General features: G+C 61.2%; 19 protein-coding genes. 8 read left to right on the forward strand and 11 right to left on the reverse strand.

Annotated elements, in window-relative coordinates; all coding sequences use genetic code 11:
- Positions 1–28: 28 nt before the first annotated feature.
- From pip to cysS, 5 genes are read right to left on the reverse strand one after another with little or no spacing between them, the layout of a single operon-like run.
- Positions 29–988 (reverse strand): prolyl aminopeptidase, encoded by a 960-nt coding sequence (gene pip / locus AS026_RS08085; protein WP_062369328.1) that lies wholly within the window; start codon positions 986–988, stop codon positions 29–31.
- Positions 981–1,460 carry a GFA family protein gene (locus AS026_RS08090; protein WP_062369329.1) on the reverse strand — a complete coding sequence of 160 codons (480 nt, stop codon included), beginning with the start codon at positions 1,458–1,460 and terminating at the stop codon, positions 981–983. Before AS026_RS08090 ends, pip begins: the two co-directional genes overlap by 8 nt.
- On the reverse strand, positions 1,457–1,945 hold the full coding sequence (locus tag AS026_RS08095; protein WP_062369330.1) for a GFA family protein: 489 nt from the start codon (positions 1,943–1,945) through the stop codon (positions 1,457–1,459). Before AS026_RS08095 ends, AS026_RS08090 begins: the two co-directional genes overlap by 4 nt.
- Positions 1,942–2,418: a GFA family protein gene (locus tag AS026_RS08100; protein ID WP_062369331.1), complete on the reverse strand. Its 477-nt coding sequence runs from the start codon at positions 2,416–2,418 to the stop codon at positions 1,942–1,944. The genes AS026_RS08095 and AS026_RS08100 overlap by 4 nt, the downstream gene beginning before the upstream one ends.
- The gene (gene cysS, locus AS026_RS08105; RefSeq protein WP_025659838.1) at positions 2,415–3,806 is read right to left on the reverse strand and encodes a cysteine--tRNA ligase; all 1,392 of its coding nucleotides are present in this window, start codon (positions 3,804–3,806) and stop codon (positions 2,415–2,417) included. The genes AS026_RS08100 and cysS overlap by 4 nt, the downstream gene beginning before the upstream one ends.
- Positions 3,807–4,164: 358 nt before the next feature.
- Between cysS and AS026_RS08110 the strand changes: the two genes are divergently transcribed.
- Positions 4,165–4,911 carry a glycoside hydrolase family 25 protein gene (locus AS026_RS08110; protein WP_062369332.1) on the forward strand — a complete coding sequence of 249 codons (747 nt, stop codon included), beginning with the start codon at positions 4,165–4,167 and terminating at the stop codon, positions 4,909–4,911.
- Positions 4,912–4,918: 7 nt separating this feature from the next.
- On the opposite strand, the gene AS026_RS08115 is transcribed toward AS026_RS08110, so the two are convergent.
- The 4 genes from AS026_RS08115 to radA all read right to left on the reverse strand — a co-directional run bounded on the left by AS026_RS08115 (position 4,919) and on the right by radA (position 9,529).
- Positions 4,919–5,662, reverse strand: coding sequence for an SDR family NAD(P)-dependent oxidoreductase (locus AS026_RS08115; protein ID WP_062369333.1), 744 nt, complete (start codon positions 5,660–5,662; stop codon positions 4,919–4,921).
- Between the two features lie 78 nt (positions 5,663–5,740).
- Positions 5,741–7,231 (reverse strand): amidophosphoribosyltransferase, encoded by a 1,491-nt coding sequence (gene purF, locus AS026_RS08120; RefSeq protein WP_018857390.1) that lies wholly within the window; start codon positions 7,229–7,231, stop codon positions 5,741–5,743.
- A 171-nt stretch (positions 7,232–7,402) separates the two neighbouring features.
- Positions 7,403–8,032, reverse strand: coding sequence for a CvpA family protein (locus AS026_RS08125; RefSeq protein WP_025659835.1), 630 nt, complete (start codon positions 8,030–8,032; stop codon positions 7,403–7,405).
- A gap of 93 nt (positions 8,033–8,125) precedes the next feature.
- Positions 8,126–9,529 carry a DNA repair protein RadA gene (gene radA / locus AS026_RS08130; RefSeq protein ID WP_062369334.1) on the reverse strand — a complete coding sequence of 468 codons (1,404 nt, stop codon included), beginning with the start codon at positions 9,527–9,529 and terminating at the stop codon, positions 8,126–8,128.
- A 150-nt stretch (positions 9,530–9,679) separates the two neighbouring features.
- On the opposite strand from radA, the gene AS026_RS08135 reads away from it, so the two are divergent.
- Entirely contained in the window at positions 9,680–10,315 is a 636-nt protein-coding gene (locus AS026_RS08135; protein WP_062369335.1) for a LysE family translocator, read from the forward strand.
- 4 nt (positions 10,316–10,319) lie between these two features.
- Here the strand turns inward: AS026_RS08135 and alr are convergent, their stop codons facing one another.
- Positions 10,320–11,486, reverse strand: a complete 1,167-nt coding sequence (alr, locus tag AS026_RS08140; protein WP_025659833.1) for an alanine racemase — start codon at positions 11,484–11,486, stop codon at positions 10,320–10,322.
- Positions 11,487–11,665: 179 nt separating this feature from the next.
- Between alr and AS026_RS08145 the strand changes: the two genes are divergently transcribed.
- The 3 genes from AS026_RS08145 (at position 11,666) to AS026_RS08155 (ending at position 13,563) form a co-directional block, all read left to right on the forward strand.
- Positions 11,666–12,487 carry an AraC family transcriptional regulator gene (locus AS026_RS08145; protein ID WP_062369338.1) on the forward strand — a complete coding sequence of 274 codons (822 nt, stop codon included), beginning with the start codon at positions 11,666–11,668 and terminating at the stop codon, positions 12,485–12,487.
- A gap of 72 nt (positions 12,488–12,559) precedes the next feature.
- Complete coding sequence (locus AS026_RS08150) at positions 12,560–13,264, forward strand: AzlC family ABC transporter permease (protein WP_018857384.1); 705 nt, start codon at positions 12,560–12,562, stop codon at positions 13,262–13,264.
- Entirely contained in the window at positions 13,261–13,563 is a 303-nt protein-coding gene (locus AS026_RS08155) for an AzlD family protein (protein ID WP_018857383.1), read from the forward strand. The genes AS026_RS08150 and AS026_RS08155 overlap by 4 nt, the downstream gene beginning before the upstream one ends.
- 31 nt (positions 13,564–13,594) lie before the next feature.
- Here the strand turns inward: AS026_RS08155 and AS026_RS08160 are convergent, their stop codons facing one another.
- Entirely contained in the window at positions 13,595–15,091 is a 1,497-nt protein-coding gene (locus AS026_RS08160; RefSeq protein WP_018857382.1) for a replicative DNA helicase, read from the reverse strand.
- 339 nt (positions 15,092–15,430) lie between these two features.
- Here AS026_RS08160 and AS026_RS08165 point away from each other — a divergent pair, with 339 nt between their 5' ends.
- From AS026_RS08165 to AS026_RS08175, 3 genes are read left to right on the forward strand one after another with little or no spacing between them, the layout of a single operon-like run.
- Positions 15,431–15,874: a MarR family winged helix-turn-helix transcriptional regulator gene (locus AS026_RS08165; RefSeq protein WP_018116191.1), complete on the forward strand. Its 444-nt coding sequence runs from the start codon at positions 15,431–15,433 to the stop codon at positions 15,872–15,874.
- Between the two features lie 10 nt (positions 15,875–15,884).
- Positions 15,885–17,567 carry an MFS transporter gene (locus tag AS026_RS08170; RefSeq protein ID WP_062369336.1) on the forward strand — a complete coding sequence of 561 codons (1,683 nt, stop codon included), beginning with the start codon at positions 15,885–15,887 and terminating at the stop codon, positions 17,565–17,567.
- 15 nt (positions 17,568–17,582) lie between these two features.
- Positions 17,583–18,647 carry an HlyD family secretion protein gene (locus AS026_RS08175; RefSeq protein WP_018857380.1) on the forward strand — a complete coding sequence of 355 codons (1,065 nt, stop codon included), beginning with the start codon at positions 17,583–17,585 and terminating at the stop codon, positions 18,645–18,647.
- The last annotated feature ends 101 nt before the right edge of the window (positions 18,648–18,748 follow it).

Here is an 18,748-nt window from a genome sequence, read left to right on the forward strand (position 1 = left end):
ATGGTCGTCCTGTCGGCCTTGTGCCTCGTTATTGCTTTCCGGCGAACTTGTCCGTAGCCCGGATCAACTGGTCGAGGATGCCGGGCTCCGAATAAGCGTGTCCGGCGCCTTCGATCAGATGGAACTCAGCCTGCGGCCACGCCCTGTGCAGCAGCCAGGCGTATTTTGCCGGGCAGGGCATGTCGTAGCGGCCATGCACGATGACGCCTGGAATATCCTTCAGCTTGTAGGCATCGCGCAGCAGTTGGCCTTCGTCCATCCAGCCGGCATTGACGAAGAAGTGGTTTTCGATCCGGGAAAAGGCGTAGGCGAAGTCGGCATCCTCGAACTTGCCGCTGGTCGATTTTTCCGGCAGCAGCGTGATTGTCTCGCCTTCCCAGATGCTCCAGGCTTGAGCGGCCTCAAGGGCAACGGACCGGTCCGCACCAGTGAGCCGGCGATTGTAGGCCAGCATCATCTCGTGGCGCTCTTCGGGAGGGATCGGCGCGATGAAGCGCTCCCACTTGTCGGGGAACATTTCCGACACGCCGAACTGATAGTACCAGTCGAGCTCGGCTTTGGTCAGCGTATAGATACCGCGCACGACCAGTTCGGAAACGCGTTCCGGGTGCGTCTCGGCATAAGCGAGCGCCAGCGTCGAGCCCCACGAACCGCCGAACATCTGCCACTTCTCGACGCCTGCCATTTCACGCAGTCGCTCGATATCGGCGACGAGATGCCAGGTGGTGTTGGCATTGAGATCGGCATACGGCGTGGACTTGCCGCATCCGCGCTGGTCGAACAGCAGCACATCGTAGAGTGCGGGATCGAACAGGCGGCGGTGGCTCGGAGAGAAGCCGCCGCCCGGTCCGCCGTGCAAGAAGACTGCCGGCTTTGCACCCGCTGTGCCCGAACGTTCCCAATAGATCTTGTGGCCATCGCCGACGTCGAGATGCCCTGAGGCATAAGGTTCGATTTCGGGATAGAGGGTACGGAGCACTTCAGTCATGTTCTACGCCTTCGGTTGGCCAGATTGCAGTATCGTAATCGGGATGCTGGAAGGAGATGATCGCCTCCTGCCGTGCATAAAAATCGGGTTCCTTGTGAATGCGTTGGTCGAAGATAGTCTCGACCCAGGGAATGCGGGCGTCGTAGTTGACCTGGATCTGCGGGGCCAGGTCGCTGCGATCGTCGAACGTGCCGATCGCCAGTTCGAGGCCGCCCGGGTGGCGGTAGGTCATCGGCGTGCCGCAGTTCTTGCAAAAGCCGCGCTCGATATTGACCGACGACTGGAAATAGCTGGGTTCGCCGCGTGTCCACTCCATGCCCTCGTCAGGCGCGGTCACAAGGGCGGAAAAGAGGCCGCCGAACTGCTTCTGACACATGCGGCAATGGCAGATCGAGGGGCGGCCAAGCTTGCCGCTGGTGCGGAATCTGACAGCGCCGCATTGGCAGCCGCCGGTACGAATGGGTTCGCTCATGCTGACGCTCCGGTTGGCCAATGTGCTGTGTCGTGGTCGGGGTGCTGGTGATTGCTGGCGGCAATCGCGTTTTCGCGCTCGCGCGTTTCCGCTTCGGGCTCGATGGGCAGTACGTCGAGCTCATGAAACCAGCTCATCTTGCGTCCGGTGTTCGATTGCATCACCGGCTTGACGCTATCGGGATCGTCCAAGGAGCCGAGCATGATGTTGATGAAATCCGCATCCGGAACATCATAGAAAAGCGGCGTCCCGCAGTCGGCACAAAAGCCGCGGCGGACGATATCGGACGAGTGAAACCACTTCGGTTCGCCACGCGTCAGCGCAAAAACCCTTCGCTTGGCGGCGGCGAGCGGCATGAAGTAGTTTCCAGCCGCCTTCTGGCACATGCGGCAGTGGCAAAGGTGCGGATAGCCGAGTTCACCCACGACCTGGTAGCGAACCGCGCCGCATTGGCAACCTCCGCTCAGAGCCGCAGCTGTTGTCACGGGTTCCTCTCCTCGGGCCAGGTGGTCGTGTCGTGATCCGGATGCTGGTAGGAAACGATGTCGAGCACGAAGGGCGCAGCCTCAACGTCCTCTTCGGTCTCGCGCGCGGGCAACTCATGCAGGTGATCGACGAAGCCGATCTTGCGCTCCGTGCCGAACTGAATGACCGGCGGAAGCGCCGAGGGATCGTCGAAGGCGCCAGCCGCGATCGCCATGCCATCCGGCGCCTCGTATGTCAGCGGCGAACCGCAATCGGCGCAGAAGCCGCGCTCGACCAGGTTCGACGAGCGGAAGCGCTTACGCTCGCCGCGCGTCCACTCGAACTCTGCGCCACGGACGGAAACCAGGGGTGCGTAGTAGGCGCCAAAAGCCTTCTGGCACATGCGACAATGGCAGATGGATGAATCCTTCAAGGTTCCGCGAACCCGGAAGCGGATGGCTCCGCACTGGCATCCGCCGGTATAGGTGTTCATCTCTTCACCTCCCATGTCGTTACCCGCTCGCCAGTAGCCGGATCCTTGCCGTCCTTGAGCTGGATGCCTTCGGCAAGCAGCGTCTCGCGGATCTTGTCGGCCTCGGCGAAGTTCTTCGCCTTCAGCAATTCGAGCCGTACCTTCACGCGCCGGTCGATTTCGATCGCAACCGCCTCGTCGATCTCGGCCATCTCAGGAAGGACGCCGAGCAGCGCGGCACTCGCGGCGAACGTTGCGTGATCGCCGGACTGGGCAAGCGTATGCAACGCCTGGATCGCCGCCACCGTGTTGAGGTCGTCGGCCAAGGCCCTGACCACCGTGGCATCGGGCTCTGCGCCCGCGGCATCGGCTGCTGGCCATTTGGCGAGAAGGCGCTCGGCTTCTTCCAGCCGCTTGACGGAAAAATCGATCGGTTCGCGATAATGAGTCATCAGCATTGCAAGGCGCAGCACGTCGCCTGGCCACTGCCGACCGCCGAACTTCTGAGTATGCAGCAGTTCATAGATGGTGACGAAGTTGCCTTCGGACTTCGACATCTTGCGGCCTTCGACTTGCAGGAAGCCGTTGTGCATCCAGACATTCGCCATGACCTTGGTGCCATGGGCGCAACGCGACTGTGCGATCTCGTTCTCATGGTGCGGGAAAATCAGGTCGAGACCGCCGCCGTGGATGTCGAAGACCTCGCCGAGATAGCGCTCGCTCATGGCCGAGCATTCGATATGCCAGCCGGGGCGGCCACGGCCCCAGGGGCTCTCCCAGCCTGGCTCGCTCTCGCTCGAGAGTTTCCAGAGCACGAAGTCGCCGGGGTTCTTTTTGTGCGCATCGACGGCGATGCGGGCTCCGGCCTGCTGTTCATCGAGATTGCGCTTCGAAAGCTGGCCGTAGTCGACCATCGATTTCGTGTCGAACAGCACTTCGCCGGCCGCTTGATAGGCATGGCCCTTGGCGATCAGCTTCTCGATGATCTCGATCATCTGGGCGATGTTTTCTGTCGCCCGGGGCTGGATCGTCGGGTCGAGGCAGCCGAGCGCCTTTGCATCTTCGAGATATTGCGTCTCGGTCTTTTCGGTGACCAGGCGGATCGCCTCGTTCAGCGGCAAACCGGGATGGTCCCGCAGAGCCCTTGCATTGATCTTGTCATCGACATCAGTGATATTGCGCGCATAGGTGACGTGCTCGGCGCCATAGACGTGCCGGAGCAGGCGGAACAGAATGTCGAAGACAATGGCCGGGCGCGCATTGCCGATATGGGCGTAGTCATAGACGGTAGGGCCGCAGACATACATGCGCACGTTCTGCGGATCGATCGGCGCAAAGGCCGTCTTTTCGCGCGTCAGCGTGTTGTAAAGCTTCAGTTCCGGCTTCTTTGTGTCTGGCGCGCCGGCCATGTCTACTCTCCCAAATGCAATGATCCGAAAAAAATGCTGCCACCCGGCGGGCCGGGGCGTTTCTCATCTTGGACTTTTCAGGAGACGAAAACGGCCAGGCCAGCGAGCGCGCTAGCGAATAATCTTCCGGCAGATAATGCAGATAACCGTTTTCATGGCGGGTTTTATGGCGCGCTAACCGGGTTTGGTCAAGGGGGGTGAGAAGCGGTCCGACCCCTAACCGGAGCAATCGATCCAGTGAATCGATTGCAGCGCCGAACGCCCGAAGCGCAAGCGCAGGGCCGGGCTAATGCCATCCGCCGCGACCTCACGAAATTCTGCTACAACGCGTCAAGGAAAACGAAAGACCATTGGAGTGATGAAAACCCTCTATCGAACAGTCCTCGCGGTGGTGATTCTAGCTGTCGCGGTCGCATCGTATCTGGCATACGATCGCGCCATGGCACCGTTCACACCTCCGACGCTTGCGGACTATCCCATACAGGGCGTCGACATCAGCCACCATCAGGGTGCCATAGATTGGCAAGCGCTGGCACGCCAGCCGAACGTCCGTTTCGCGATCATGAAGGCGACCGAGGGGGGCGACCACCGCGACAAGCGTTTTGCCGAAAACTGGAAGGCGGCGAAGGACGCCGGCATCGTGCGTGGCGCCTATCACTTCTTCACCTTCTGCCGCCCCGGCCGCGAACAGGCGCGCAATGTCATGGGAACCGTCCCGGTCGAAATGGATGCGATGCCGATCGCGATCGACCTCGAATTTACCGGAAACTGCGGCAAGGTGCCGACGCTCGAGGAGTTGAGCGCCGAGATCAGCGCGTTCTTTGATGAGCTGAACGGTGCCTATCCCGGCAAACCGATCTTCTACCTGAACCAGCAATTCTTCGATCAGTACCTGAAGGGCAACGAGGCACGTTTTCCTGATCACTATCTCTGGCTGCGCAGCATCGGCCAGGCGCCGAAACGGGAGGACTGCGGCGGTTGGTCGATCTGGCAATTCGCTGACAACGGCGGGCTGGATGGCATTAAGGGTTCGGTCGACCTTAACGCGCTCTGCCCATCGGAAACAGGTTTCGCGCACCTGTTCCCGGCTCTGGCCGCCAAGTGAAGCGTGCTTATTCCGGTAGGCGGTAGTCGACGAGCTTGTTCTCGCGGACGATGAAGAGCTTACCGGTTTCGGTCACATCAGGGCCGACCAGCGGCAGGATCGCCTTGGCGACCTCGGAGGGATGCGGCAACGTCTCGGGATCTTCTCCCGGGACAGCCTGGGCACGCATAGCAGTGCGGGTCGCACCCGGATCGACACTGGTGATCCGAAGCGGCGTGCGCTGCGTTTCGCCAGCCCACGTGCGCGCCAGTGCTTCGACGGCTGCCTTGGAAGCGGAGTAGGGGCCCCAGAACGGACGACACTTGTGCGCAGCACCCGATGAGAGAATGACGGCGCGGCCGGCGTCGGAGCGCGAAAGCAGCGGATCGACCGAGCGGATCAGCCGCCATGTCGCGGTGACGTTGATGTTCATCACCTTCTCGAAGGTCTTTGCCTCGACATGTCCGATTGGCGAAATCACGCCGAGCACACCTGCGTTGGCGACGAGAATGTCGAGCTTGCCCCAGCGCTCGAAGATCGAGGCACCGAGCGCATCGATGGCGTTCATGTCGGCGAGGTCGAACGGGACGAGGGTGGCGGCGGAGCCACCAGCGGCCTTGATCGCATCATCGAGATCCTCGAGGCCGCCGACCGTGCGGGCGCAGGCAATCACATGCGCTCCGGCCTTTGCCAGCTCCAGCGCCGTGAAATAGCCGATACCTCGGGATGCGCCGGTAACGAGCGCGATCTTGCCTTCAAGGTTGATAGTCATTGTGCCCCGGTCCTGCGTCGCTGAAGAATTAAGGGGCGCAATAAGCGCCCCTTAATCAAATGTCAAAGCCAATGGCTGTCAGCCGTTGGTCGCGAGCAGGGAAACCTTGCGGCCCATCGTTTCGCCTTCCTTGTCGAGGAGGCGGGTCGGATAGTCACCGGTGAAGTAGTGGTCGGTAAACTGCGGACGGGCGTCATTGCGATCCTCGCCGCCTACGGCGCGATAAAGGCCGTTGATCGACAGGAATTCCAGCGAGTCCGCGCCGATATATTTGCACATGGCCTCGAGGCTGTCGTACTGGTTGGCGAGAAGCTTCTCGCGATCAGGCGTGTCGATGCCGTAGAAATCAGGATAATAGATCATCGGACTTGCGACGCGCAGGTGCACTTCCTTGGCACCGGCATCGCGGATCATCTGCACGATCTTCAGCGACGTCGTGCCGCGCACGACCGAATCGTCGACGAGCACGACGCGCTTGCCTTCGATCATCGCCCGGTTGGCGGAATGCTTCAGCTTGACGCCAAAGGCGCGGATCTGCTGCGTCGGTTCGATGAAGGTGCGGCCGACATAGTGGTTGCGGATGATACCGTATTCGAAGGGGATGCCGCTTTCCTGAGCATAGCCGAGTGCAGCCGGCGTGCCGCCATCCGGAACCGGAACGACGACGTCGGCGTCAACCGGGGCTTCTTTTGCAAGATTGATGCCCATGTTCTTGCGCGCGACATAGACGCTGCGACCGCCGACCACCGAGTCAGGGCGGGCGAAATAGACATATTCGAACAGGCAGAGGCGTTCCGGCTGGCCGTTACCGGCCTTGCGCGCGTCGATCGAGATTGAACCATCAGGCTGGATCTCGCAGATGATGACTTCGCCGTTCTCGACGTCGCGGATGAATTTCGCGCCGATGATATCGAGTGCACAGGTCTCGGAAGCGAAGATCGGCTTGCCGTCGAGTTCGCCCATAACCAGCGGGCGGATACCCGTGGGGTCGCGTGCCGCGATGAGCTTCGTGCGTGTCATGGCGAGCATCGAATAGCCGCCTTCCATCTGGCGAATAGCATCGATGAAGCGGTCGGCCGTGGAGGTGTAGCGCGAGCGGGCGATGAGGTGGAGAACCACTTCCGTATCGGAGGTCGACTGACAGATGGCGCCACCGGCGATCAACTGGCGACGAAGGGTCAGGCCATTTGTGAAGTTGCCGTTGTGGGCGATAGCGATGCCGCCGACTTCAAGTTCGGCGAAGAGCGGCTGCACGTTGCGGAGGGCGACTTCCCCGGTCGTTGAATAGCGGTTGTGGCCGATGGAGATGTTTCCGGGCAGGCGAGCAAGCGTGGTCGGATTGGTATAATGGTCGCCGACGAGACCCATGTGACGTTCGGAATAAAAGCGCAGTCCATCGAACGAGACAATGCCGGCTGCTTCCTGCCCGCGATGCTGAAGTGCATGCAGGCCGAGCGCGGTCAGGGTAGACGCATCGTCATGGCCAAGAATGCCGAAGACGCCGCATTCTTCGTGGAGGGTGTCTCCATCGAATTCGTCATTAAGCGTCAAGGAATGGGACTGGTTCATCGATGCGGGCCTTTGCTCTCACAAGAATGGATCGGCTTTCCATAGCATGACGCCGTGATCATGCGTTTTAAACGGCTGAGGCCCGGCAGAGCGGATGCCCGGCCGGACCTTTATTCACGTTCCGCTCAGATGGCAATTGCCAGGCGGCGGGTCAAGCTGTTGAACACTGCGTCAATTAGACGGCTGCTGTGCGCCGGTTGCAGGGGCGGGAGCTGCATCTTCGGCTGGCGCCGCCTGGTCGGATGCCGGCGCGTTGCCGCTGTCAGTATTGCCGCCCTGCGGCTGAATTTTGTCCATCACGCTCGCCCGCACCATCTGCGCGAATTCCGCCGGTAGTACGGACTGCAACTTGACGACCATCGAGTCCAGGAACGGCTTCGACTTGGCGTTGTTCACCCAGGCCGGGCGGTGATCCGCGTCCACGAGCCAGTTCCAGAAGGCGACGGCGACGACGAGAAGAAGTATGCCCCTAGCCGCGCCGAAGAGAAAGCCCAAAGTGCGGTCCAGCGCCCCGATCCGGCTGTCGATGATGAAGTCCGCGATCTTCATGGTGATGAAGGAGATCACGATCAGCGCGATCAGGAACACGACAGCTGCCGAACCGACGAGCGCGATGCGGTCGTCGTCGGTGTACTTCTTCGCGTAGGGGACGAGGTAGGGATAGAAATAGTATGCGGCGGCTGCAGAGCCGCCCCAGCTTGCGATAGAAAGAACTTCGCGGGAGAAGCCGCGGACCATTGCAAGTACGGCGGAGAAAAGAACGACGCCGATGACAATACCGTCGAAAATCGTAATGGGCATATAAATTCAACTCCAGGACCGCCGTTTATATACGGCTTGGTCGCGCCTCATTGCGTGCTTCCTATAACATCACCGGTGTAGGCGATGAAAGGATCAAACCTCTTCTTCCACACGTCGCAGTGCGCCTTTCGAACCGGCAATGCGTGCAACCAGGTCCGGAAGGCTCTCGATCTCGCTCCAGCGACCGCCGGAACCCTTTGGCAGGTCGGCTGACGCCGAGGGAAGCAGCGCGGCAGAAAAGCCCAGCTTCTCGGCTTCTTTGAGGCGCTGGGACGCCTGTGAAACCGGCCGGACGGCGCCCGACAGGCTGACTTCGCCGAAATAGACACAATTGGCCGGCAGGGCAATACCGGCGAGCGATGAAACCAAGGCCGAGGCCACGGCGAGATCGGCCGCCGGTTCCGAGATGCGGTAACCGCCTGCAATGTTCAGATAGACGTCGTGCTGACCGAGCCGAACGCCGCAATGCGCCTCGAGTACGGCAAGGATCATCGACAGGCGCGCCGAGTCCCAGCCGACCACTGCGCGGCGCGGGGTGCCGAGCGATGTCGGGGCAACGAGCGCCTGCACTTCGACCAGGATCGGGCGCGTGCCCTCCATGCCGGCAAAGACGGCCGCTCCCGGTGATTTCTCGTTGCGCTCGCCAAGGAATAGCTCGGATGGATTGGCAACCTCGCGCAATCCCTTGTCCGACATCTCGAAGACACCGATCTCGTCCGTCGGACCAAAGCGGTTCTTGACCGTTCGCAGGATGCGATAGTGGTGACCGCGATCGCCTTCGAAGTAGAGCACGGCATCGACCATATGCTCAACGACACGCGGCCCCGCGATCTGTCCGTCCTTGGTGACGTGACCGACAAGAACCATGGCCGCACCGGTCTGTTTCGCGAAGCGGATCATCGACTGAACGCCGGTGCGTACCTGCGTTACGGTTCCGGGCGCGGACTCGGCCAGTTCGCTCCAAAGCGTCTGGATCGAGTCGATGATCACGAGATCGGGCCGCTTGCCTTCGGCGACCGTCGCCAGAATGTCCTCCACATTGGTTTCCGCGGCGAGCAGCACATCGGTGTCGGCAGCCTGCAGGCGCTGCGCCCGCAGCCGTACCTGGGCGACCGCCTCTTCACCCGATACGTAGATGACGCGGTGGCCGTGGCGCGATAGAGCTGCCGCCCCCTGCATCAGCAGCGTCGATTTGCCGATGCCGGGATCGCCGCCGATCAGCACGGCCGAGCCGCGCACGAAGCCGCCGCCGAGAGCCCGATCGAGTTCGGAAATGCCTGTGTGGATGCGTGGAGCTTCCTCGATTTCGCCTGACAGCGTTGTCAGGGTGACCGGCCGGCCCTTCTTCGGCGTTTTCGCCGGGCCGCCGCCGATGCCGCCCATCGGGTCTTCTTCGACGATGGTATTCCACTCGCCGCAGTTATCGCATTTGCCTGCCCAGCGGTTGTGGACCGCGCCGCAGCTCTGGCAGATGAAATGTGTCCTGGCCTTCGCCATCAATCATGCTTTCGGTTGGATGGCCGCAACGCGTCGCATCGAATCACTTTGATGGCTCAAATAATCATTCCCGGCACCGATCAAAACTAATGATTTCCCTATCAGGGGCTGCGGTGGCACTTGTTCTCCACTGTCTTGGAGGCCACGACGATGCTGGATTACTCGCTTGCGCATTGGATCGCGTTCTTGACCGCGGCGGTCCTGCTCAATCTGTCGCCCGGTCCGGACATGGCTTTCATTCTCGGCCACACCGTCAAAAGCGGCACGAGGAGCGGCTTCGCCGCGCTGTTCGGCATCTGGACGGGCGCCAGCCTGCATGTGGCGATGGCGGCATTTGGTCTTTCGGCGATCCTCGCCGCCTCCGCGCTGGCCTTCTCGGTGGTGAAGTGGGTCGGCGCGATCTACCTCGTCTGGCTCGGCATTCAGGCATTGCGCTCGAAGGGCGGAGGAGGCCTGGTCAATGCGGCGAAGGATGTCCTGCCCTGGAGCCGCGTCTACAAGCAGGGCATCCTCGTTTCGCTGCTGAACCCGAAAGTCGCGGTCTTCTTCCTCGCCTTCCTCCCGCAGTTCGTGGTGGAGGGTGCCGGACCGACGTGGCTGCAGCTGGCGGTCCATGGCGTCTTCATCATTGTCGTTGCAGCCTTCATCGAGCCGCCGCTCATCCTGGCGGGAGGGCGCCTCGCCGATCTCATCAAACGCAGAAAGAGTATCGGCCTCTGGCTCGATCGCGGCCTTGGCGCGCTGCTGGTGGCACTGGGCGTGCGATTGGCGCTAACGACGCGCTAGGTCCTTAGTCTTCCTCGTACAGGTAACGCCGCTCGTGCCGAAGGCCGATGCTGGTCAGGATTTCGTAGCCGATCGTACCCGCCGACCGAGCGACGTCGTCGACCAGCACGTTCTTTCCGAACAATTCCACGTAATCGCCTGCGCGCACTGCGTTTTCCGGAAGGTCAGTGACGTCGAAAATCGTCAGGTCCATGGTGATTCGGCCGGCAATGGGAATCTTCCGGCCAGCCAGGAAGCCATAACCTCCCTCGGGCACGACCTGTCGCAGTGGCACGCCACCGCTCGACTGGCTACGCAGGTAGCCATCGGCATAGCCCGCCGACACGACGGCGAGCCTGCTGTCGCGGGTCAGTTGCAAGGCACGGCCGTAGCCGACGGACTCGCCTGCCTTGGCCGTGCGCACCTGAATGATCCGCGCCTCGGCGGTCACCACCGGTCGCATCGGGTTCGCCAGGCCGTTGACCGCTTCGCCGCCATAGAGTGCTATGCCGGGGCGCGTGAGATCGAAGTGATAGTCGCTGCCGAGGAAGATGCCGCCCGACGCCGCAAGACTTGAGTCGATGCCTTCATACGCCGCGCTAACCTGCCGAAATGATTCAAGCTGTTGCTTGTTCATCTCCGAGGAATGGTCGTCACTGCATGCGAGATGGCTCATGACGAGCACCGGCGCAAAACTTGCCGGGCGTGAAACGTCGTCAGCGAGCGCCATTGCCTCTTCCATGGAAAGGCCCAGCCTGTTGAAGCCCGTATCGACATTGAGCGCGCAGGGGTAGTCGCCGTAGTCGGCAAGAACCGCCATCCAAAAGGCGAGTTGCTCCTCCGATGAGATGACCGGGACGAGGTCGTTTTCGAAGAGCCGCCGCTCTGTACCAGGCCAGACGCCGGACAGGACAAAAATGCGGGCGTCGGGCGCATAAGGCCGAAGCGTCACGCCCTCATCGACGGTCGCCACGAAGAAATCGCGCGCGCCGGCCATGAAAAGCGCCTCGCCTGCGTCTTCGATCCCGGTGCCGTAGGCATCCGCCTTCACGACCGCGGAGGCTCGCGCCTTGCCGGAGCGCCGCGCCATGTCCTTCCAGTTTTCCGTCAGCGCCGTCAGATCGACGGTCAGGCGCAGGCCAGCGGAGTCGAATGGGTCTTCATCTTCGAAACTATCAACAAAATCAGTCATCGTGCTTCACAAAAATAGGGAGAGTGCTAGTCGGGTCGCAGTCTAGAGATCAATAAGGCAAAGTGGAAGCAAGCCAAGGAGATATCCATCTTGCGATCACTTTTGTTCAAGACGCAGGGGCGCGCCTGCAGTAGTTTGGTTCGATGGAGAACGTATCGCAGAAAGAGGCGGCCGACGCGATGCCGCTGGCAGGCATGGAGCGGGCACGGTTCTGGCGCGACCGGCGTTTCCGTAACATGGAGTGCCTGAGCGCGAGCTTCGTGACGCATGAATATGCGCCGCATGCCCATGACACCTTCTCGATCGGCGCGATCGAAAGCGGCACGCAGATCGCGACGATGAAGGGCGTCCGGGAGGAAACCGGCGCAGGCGATCTCTATCTCATCGACCCGGGCGTCGTGCATGACGGTGTGCCGGGTGGCGATGGCTATCGCTACCGAATGATCTATCCGGACACCAAACTCTTCGTCGATATCCTCGAAGACGAGACCGGCAAGGCCTTCAACGCCACCCCATCCTTCCCCAAGGAGCTTCTCAGCGATCCGGAGATGGCCGCCACCTTCCATGCCGCCCATCGCGTCTTGGAGAGCGGCGCCGGAGCGTTGGAATCCGAGGAGGCGATGTTTCGCGTGCTTGCCGCGATCTTCCAGCGTTACGGCAGCACGATCGTCGTGCCGGTGGATACCAAGGAGCGCACAGCAGTCGGCCGCGCGCGAGACTATCTGACCGACAATTTCGACAGCGACGTCGGGCTGGACGAATTGGCTAACGTCGCGGGTCTGAGTCGCGCGCATCTCATCCGGGCATTCCGGCGCGAATATCACATCACTCCGCATGCCTTCCTGACCGACAAGCGGGTGCGCGAGGCGCGCAAGCTGTTGCGGGCAGGGCAAGCGCCCGCCGATGTGGCGATCCAGTGCGGTTTCGCCGACCAGGCGCACTTCACCCGCCATTTCAAGGCACGCACGGGCGTCACGCCGGGGCAGTATCGCGTGGGTTGATCACTTTCGTTCAAGACCATCGCCGTGCAACGGCTTAACACCCTCCGAACTTTCGCGGTTCTGGAGGTTTCAATGTTCACTCAAAGGCGACGGACAGACGATTTTCTTGCCGGGGCAAAGGCAATCCTGCCGCTCGTCGTCGCCGTCATTCCGATCGGTCTTGTCTTTGGCGCGGTTTCGGCCACGAAAGGGCTGTCTGCTCTCGAAGCCACCCTGATGAGCGCACTCGTCTTTGCCGGTGGCTCGCAGTTTGTCGCTATGGATATCTGGACGCACCCCGCCAGTTGGGCGGGCGTCGGATTTGCCGCCCTGCTTGTCAATATCCGCCATGTCCTGATGAGCGCATCGATCGGCACGAAGATGCAGGCCTTCTCGGGCTTGCGGAAGTATGCCGCCATGCTGTTCCTCGCCGATGAGATATGGGCGATCGCAGAGTTCCGTGTGGGCGTAGCGCGACTGACGCCATCATGGTTTGCGGGCGTCGCGGCGCCGTTCTATGCAGCCTGGGTCGGGTCGACCCTGGTTGGCGCATCGCTCGGGGCCTTCCTTGGCAACCCTGCCGCGATCGGGCTCGACTTCGCCTTTCCGGCAGTCTTCGTCGTGCTGACAATGGGTTTCTGGAAGGGACGCGCGACGGGCTCGGTGCTCGCCGCCAGTGCGCTGGCCGCTGTTCTGGTGCACCAATTCGTGCCCGGCGTTTGGTACATCGCAGCTGGGGCCCTCGCTGGACTTGCCGCGGCGCTTTGGACAGGCAAGACAAAGGCAGTCACGGCATGACCCTGGACTTACATACGCTTCTTGCGATCCTCGCCATGGCGGCTGCAACGGTGCTGACCCGCATGAGCGGCCTGTTTCTCCTTCGCCATGTCGAGATGACGGAACAGACTCGCACGGCCATCGAGGCGATACCGCCAGCGGTTCTGATGGCTGTCATCGCGCCCACCGCCTTTGCGACAGGCTGGGCCGAAACGGCAGCCTCCCTGGTGACGGCGCTCGCAGCGCGGCGGCTGCCGATGCTCGCAAGTGTTGCCGTCGGTGTGGCGACCGTTGCCATCCTGCGAACTGCCGGCTTGTAGATCGAGCAGTGTGCTGACGGAAAGGGTCCCGTCAGTGCTCTTCGTACTGAATGAAGGAGGGATCGGCGAGGTCGGCGAAGCGGGTGAATTCCGATTGGAAGGCGAGCTTCACCGTACCGGTCGGCCCGTGGCGCTGCTTGGCAATGATGACGTCGGCCGTACCCTTCACCTTGTCGAACAGCGCTTCCCATTCGGCATATTTCGGATCGTTCGGATCGCGCGGCTCGAGGTTCTTGACGTAGTATTCCTCACGGAACACGAAGAGCACGACGTCGGCGTCCTGCTCGATCGAGCCGGATTCACGAAGGTCGGAAAGCTGCGGGCGCTTGTCGTCGCGGCTTTCGACCTGACGCGACAGCTGGGAGAGTGCAATGATCGGAACGTTGAGTTCCTTACCGAGCGCCTTCAGGCCCGTCGTGATCTGGGTGATTTCCTGCACGCGGTTTTCGCCTGATTTGCCCGAGCCGGTCATCAGCTGGATGTAGTCGACCACCAGGCAATCGAGGCCGCGCTGGCGCTTCAGGCGGCGGGCGCGGGCGGAAAGCTGCGCGATCGAGATACCACCGGTCTGGTCGATATAGAGCGGCACCTTCTGCATCATCATCGAGCAGGCAACGAGCTTTTCGAAGTCGGCATCGTTGATGTCGCCGCGGCGGATCTTCGAGGAGGAGACTTCCGTCTGTTCCGAGATGATACGGGTGGCCAGCTGTTCGGAGGACATTTCGAGCGAGTAGAAGCCGACGACGCCGCCGTTCTTGGCCTTGTAGCTGCCATCGGGCTGCACTTCGCCTTCATAGGCAGCCGCGATATTGTAGGCGATGTTGGTCGCTAGCGAAGTCTTGCCCATACCCGGACGACCGGCAAGCACGATCAAGTCCGAACGCTGCAAACCGCCCATTTTGCCGTCAAGCGAATGGATGCCGGTGGAGATGCCGGACAGACCCCCGTCGCGCTCCTTGGCGACGGCTGCCATGTCGATCGCAAGCGCCACGGCATCGTTGAAGGACTGGAAGCCGCCATCGTAGCGGCCGTTCTCGGCGAGTTCGAACAGGCGACGTTCCGTATCTTCGATCTGTGTCTGCGGCGGCATGTCGAGCGGGGCGTCATAGGCGATGTTGACGACGTCTTCGCCGATGGTGATCAGCGCGCGACGCAGCGCCAGATCGTAGATCGCGCGACCATAGTCCTCGGCATTGATGATGGTGACGGCTTCGCGGGCAAGACGCGCCAGATATTCGGAGACCGTCATGTCACCGACCTTTTCCTCAGCCTTGAGGAAGGTCTTGATCGTCACCGGATTGGCGATCTTGCCCATGCGGATGATGTCGCCCGCGACTTCGAAAATCTTGCGATGCAGCGGTTCGTAGAGATGGATCGGCTTCAGGAAGTCCGACACCCGATAATAGGCGTCGTTGTTCATCAGGATCGCGCCGAGAAGCGCCTGTTCGGCCTCGATATTGTTCGGGGCTTCCCGGTAGTGCTGCTCCGCGGGAGCAACGGCGGCAATCTTTCGAGCGACGTCGTTCATTTTGATCCGTTCTGTCTTGTTCAGCTTCGGGTGTGGCGCGCGCGCGCGACAAAATCAAGTGCGGAAGAGAGAAGACGCCAATGCCGCCGTCGATACAGGGGAGCTTTGCCCATTGTTCGACTTCTCCACAGTCTCACTTGCGGTTAATGCAAAAATACCGAAAGTGTCACCTGCGGAACACGGCCAAAACGACTCACTTCCATTGTGCCTTATTTGGTAGTCTAGGCCTGTCGGAGGAGACTTGCATCCGAGCAGGCGCGTCGGCACTTGAAAAACAACGGAAAATAATATAGGTAGTAAGGATATAATTAGTACACTAACAAAATGGGGCTGAAATATATGGCAAAACCCACCCTTGGGCGTGAGCTAATCGAAGACCTTGCTGCCTTCAATCGCAAGCTTAGGGCAGTCTTCGACAAGATAGTGCGGGAGCGCAGCATGACGTTGCCGCGCGCCCGGGTCTTCTTCACGCTCAACAAGAAAGATGGGATCAATCAGCGCGAACTTGCCGAACGGCTGGAACTGGAGACGCCAACGCTCGTCAGGATCCTCGATGCGATGGAAGCGCAGGGCTTCGTGCAGCGGCGCGTGGCCGGCTCCGATCGCCGTGCCAAGGAAATCTACATCACCGAGACCGGAAAGGTCGTGGCGGGTGAGATTGAAGACATCGCAGTAAAAGTGCGGGCGCAGGTCATTGCCGGTATTCCCGAAAGCGATCTGAAGACTACTTTGGACGTGATACGGGCCATGCAAGCCAACCTGCAGGGCATTCGGGGAATTTGAGGTCCTGCCGATGAGCCTCGCCCAGACCGCCAACGACAATGTGGCGCCAAGGCCAGCCGGGGAGGCGAAGCCGGACACGCAACCGATGTCGTCGCCGCCTCCAGCGGCGGGCGTACCGATGCCGGCCTGGAAAATGCCGCTCTACATGACGGCGTCGGTCCTGCTTTTTCTGACGCAGGGCCTCGGCATGAACCTGCTCACCGCCAATATCTATCAGCTGCAGGGTTCGTTTTCGGCGACCACGACTGAACTCTCCTGGCTGTCGGCGGCTTACATGGCGCCTTACGCCAGCATGTCGATTGCACTCTTCAAGATCCGTAGCCAATACGGCCTTCGCCGTTTCGCTGAACTCGGCATTATATGCTTCGTCGCTGCGGCGGTGCTCAATCTTCTTATCACCGACCTGCATTCCGCAATCGTCGTGCGCACGCTGAGCGGCATGGCTGCAGCACCGCTGTCGACGCTCGGCTTCCTCTACATGCTGGAGCCTTTCCCCCAGGAAAAGAAGCTCTCGCTGGGGATCAGCCTTGCGCTGATGTGTACGTTGTTTGCTTCGCCGGTGGCGCGCATCGTCTCGCCCTCGCTGCTTCATTTCGGCGGCTACCAGGCGCTCTATATGTTCGAGATGGGGCTCGCGCTGGTCGCCTTTCCCATCATCTATCTGCTGCCGCTCACAGCACCGCCGCGGGCCAATGTCATCCAGCGGCAGGATATAGTGAGCTACCTCCTGCTGGCGGTCGGCTTCGGATGTCTCGCCGTCGTATTGACGCTTGGCCGGCTCTATTGGTGGTTCGAGGCGCCGTGGATCGGCGTGCTGCTGGCGGTGTCGGTCGGCTCGCTTGCGCTCATGCTCGCCATGGAGTTGCCACGCGCCAGTCCCCTGATCGATTTCCGCTGGCTGTTCACCGGCGCGAACATGCGGATGGCAGGCGTCCTGCTGCTCTTCCGCTTCGTCTCCTCCGAGCAGTCGTCAACCGCTGCCAATTTCTATCAGCAGCTCGGGCTTCTGAACGATCAGACAGTGACGCTCTACGCGATCATTCTCCTCGCCTCGTTGGTTGGTGGTCTTTTCTGCGCATTTCTGATGACGACGCGTTACGTCGAGACCGCCCACGTGCTGGCGCTCGCCCTTATTGCAGCCGGCGCCTTCATGGACAGCCAGTCGACGAGCCTGACGCGTCCGCCTCAGATGTATCTGACCCAGGCGATGGTCGCCGCCGGTGCGGCGATGTTCCTGCCGCCTGTCATGGCGAATGGCTTCAAGGCGGCGATCTCCCGCGGCGTGCAGTACATCGTGAATTTCCTGGTGATCTTCGTCTTTACGCAGAGCATTGGCTCGCTCTTTGCCTCGGCGATGCTCGGGACTTTCGTGACGATCCGGGAGAAGTTCCACTCGAACGTGCTCGTCGAGCATATTCTGCTGCAAGATCCGATCGTGGCGCAGCGCATCTCCCAGATGAGCGCGGCCTACGGCAAAGTGCTTGGCGACAAGACGCTGCTCAACGCGGAGGCCCTGATGTTGCTCGCGCAGCAGGTCAGCCGCGAGGCCTATATTCTCGCCTACAACGATACGTTCCTTGTCATCGGCTACTCCTCCGTCTTCGGCCTGATCGTCATTCTTCTGCATCAAGCGTGGCGCCGGCTGCCGTGGTCAGGGACAGGCCAGTCCGATGCAATCCCCGCTCAATCGTGATCTCAGGGCGTCAGCATGTTGAAATTTCTTCGGTCCCCCTCGACCATCATCGCAGTGCTCGCCGGCATCGCCGGCGTCCTGCTCGTTCTCTATGCATGGCGCCTTCCGCCGTTCGTCACGTCAGTGGAGACGACAGACAATGCCTATGTTCGAGGCTACGTCACGATCTTGAGTCCACAGGTGAGCGGCTATGTCGTCGATGTGCCCGTGAAGGACTATCAGCAGGTCAAGCAGGGCGACACGCTCGCCCAGATCGATGACCGCATTTACGTCCAGAAGCTTGCCCAGGCGCGTGCTGCGCTCGACGGGCAGAAGGCGTCGCTCGAGAATTCCCGCCAGTCCGAGCTTGCGGCAAAGGCGAGTATCGCCTCCAGCGAGGCGCAGATCGATAGCGCGAACGCAGCGTTGACGCGCGCGCAGCAGGCCTGGGATCGCGTAAACAACCTCAGCAACCGCGGGATCGCATCGCAGAGCGAGACAGAGGCCGCACAGGCGACGCTTGACCAGGCAAAGGCCGCCCTGAACCAGGCGAAGGCCGCACTCGAGGTTTCCAAGCAAAACCTTGCGACGATCATCGTCAACCGTTCGCTGCTGGAAGCCAACGTCTCAAGCGCTGAAGCCGTTGTGCATCTGGCGGAAATCGACCTCCAGAACACCAGGATCCTGGCGCCACGCGACGGTCACCTCGGCGAAGTCGGGGTTCGAATCGGGCAGTACGTGACGGCCGGCACGCAGCTCATGGCGGTCGTGCCGGAGGACGTCTGGGTCGTCGCGAATTTCAAGGAAACGCAGCTTTACGGCATGCAGGTCGGCCAGCCGGTAACCATCACCGTCGATGCGCTCGGCAGGCGGCAGCTGAGGGGGTACATCGAGCGCTTCTCGCCGGCCGCCGGATCGGAGTTCGCGGTCATCAAGGCTGACAATGCGACCGGCAATTTCGTGAAGATTGCGCAGCGTGTCGGCGTGCGCATCCGCTTCGATCCCGACCAGCCGGCGGTCAAGGACTTGGGCCCGGGTCTCTCGGTCGTCGTCGATGTCGACAAAAGTGCCGCGCCGCAACAGAACACAGCATCCAAATAAGCAGAAAGCCCGGCGTGAGCCGGGCTCAGACCGCTGACAAACCCGTCGATATTTTCGGCGGGTTTGTTTTTTTGGACGTTGGTTGTTTTAAGTTGGGTTCT

Source organism: Rhizobium altiplani (genome assembly GCF_001542405.1).
Classification (GTDB): domain Bacteria; phylum Pseudomonadota; class Alphaproteobacteria; order Rhizobiales; family Rhizobiaceae; genus Rhizobium; species Rhizobium altiplani.

Excerpts from the sequence above, each read along its gene's own strand:
- AS026_RS08145 (WP_062369338.1), top strand. The coding sequence starts at position 11,666 with ATGCCGCTGGCAGGCATGGAGCGGGCACGGTTCTGGCGCGACCGGCGT.
- pip (WP_062369328.1), bottom strand. The coding sequence starts at position 988 with ATGACTGAAGTGCTCCGTACCCTCTATCCCGAAATCGAACCTTATGCC.
- AS026_RS08150 (WP_018857384.1), top strand. The coding sequence starts at position 12,560 with ATGTTCACTCAAAGGCGACGGACAGACGATTTTCTTGCCGGGGCAAAG.
- radA (WP_062369334.1), bottom strand. The coding sequence starts at position 9,529 with ATGGCGAAGGCCAGGACACATTTCATCTGCCAGAGCTGCGGCGCGGTC.
- AS026_RS08115 (WP_062369333.1), bottom strand. The coding sequence starts at position 5,662 with ATGACTATCAACCTTGAAGGCAAGATCGCGCTCGTTACCGGCGCATCC.
- cysS (WP_025659838.1), bottom strand. The coding sequence starts at position 3,806 with ATGGCCGGCGCGCCAGACACAAAGAAGCCGGAACTGAAGCTTTACAAC.
- AS026_RS08170 (WP_062369336.1), top strand. The coding sequence starts at position 15,885 with ATGAGCCTCGCCCAGACCGCCAACGACAATGTGGCGCCAAGGCCAGCC.
- AS026_RS08165 (WP_018116191.1), top strand. The coding sequence starts at position 15,431 with ATGGCAAAACCCACCCTTGGGCGTGAGCTAATCGAAGACCTTGCTGCC.
- AS026_RS08175 (WP_018857380.1), top strand. The coding sequence starts at position 17,583 with ATGTTGAAATTTCTTCGGTCCCCCTCGACCATCATCGCAGTGCTCGCC.
- AS026_RS08125 (WP_025659835.1), bottom strand. The coding sequence starts at position 8,032 with ATGCCCATTACGATTTTCGACGGTATTGTCATCGGCGTCGTTCTTTTC.
- AS026_RS08135 (WP_062369335.1), top strand. The coding sequence starts at position 9,680 with ATGCTGGATTACTCGCTTGCGCATTGGATCGCGTTCTTGACCGCGGCG.
- AS026_RS08100 (WP_062369331.1), bottom strand. The coding sequence starts at position 2,418 with ATGAACACCTATACCGGCGGATGCCAGTGCGGAGCCATCCGCTTCCGG.
- purF (WP_018857390.1), bottom strand. The coding sequence starts at position 7,231 with ATGAACCAGTCCCATTCCTTGACGCTTAATGACGAATTCGATGGAGAC.
- alr (WP_025659833.1), bottom strand. The coding sequence starts at position 11,486 with ATGACTGATTTTGTTGATAGTTTCGAAGATGAAGACCCATTCGACTCC.
- AS026_RS08155 (WP_018857383.1), top strand. The coding sequence starts at position 13,261 with ATGACCCTGGACTTACATACGCTTCTTGCGATCCTCGCCATGGCGGCT.
- AS026_RS08160 (WP_018857382.1), bottom strand. The coding sequence starts at position 15,091 with ATGAACGACGTCGCTCGAAAGATTGCCGCCGTTGCTCCCGCGGAGCAG.
- AS026_RS08090 (WP_062369329.1), bottom strand. The coding sequence starts at position 1,460 with ATGAGCGAACCCATTCGTACCGGCGGCTGCCAATGCGGCGCTGTCAGA.
- AS026_RS08110 (WP_062369332.1), top strand. The coding sequence starts at position 4,165 with ATGAAAACCCTCTATCGAACAGTCCTCGCGGTGGTGATTCTAGCTGTC.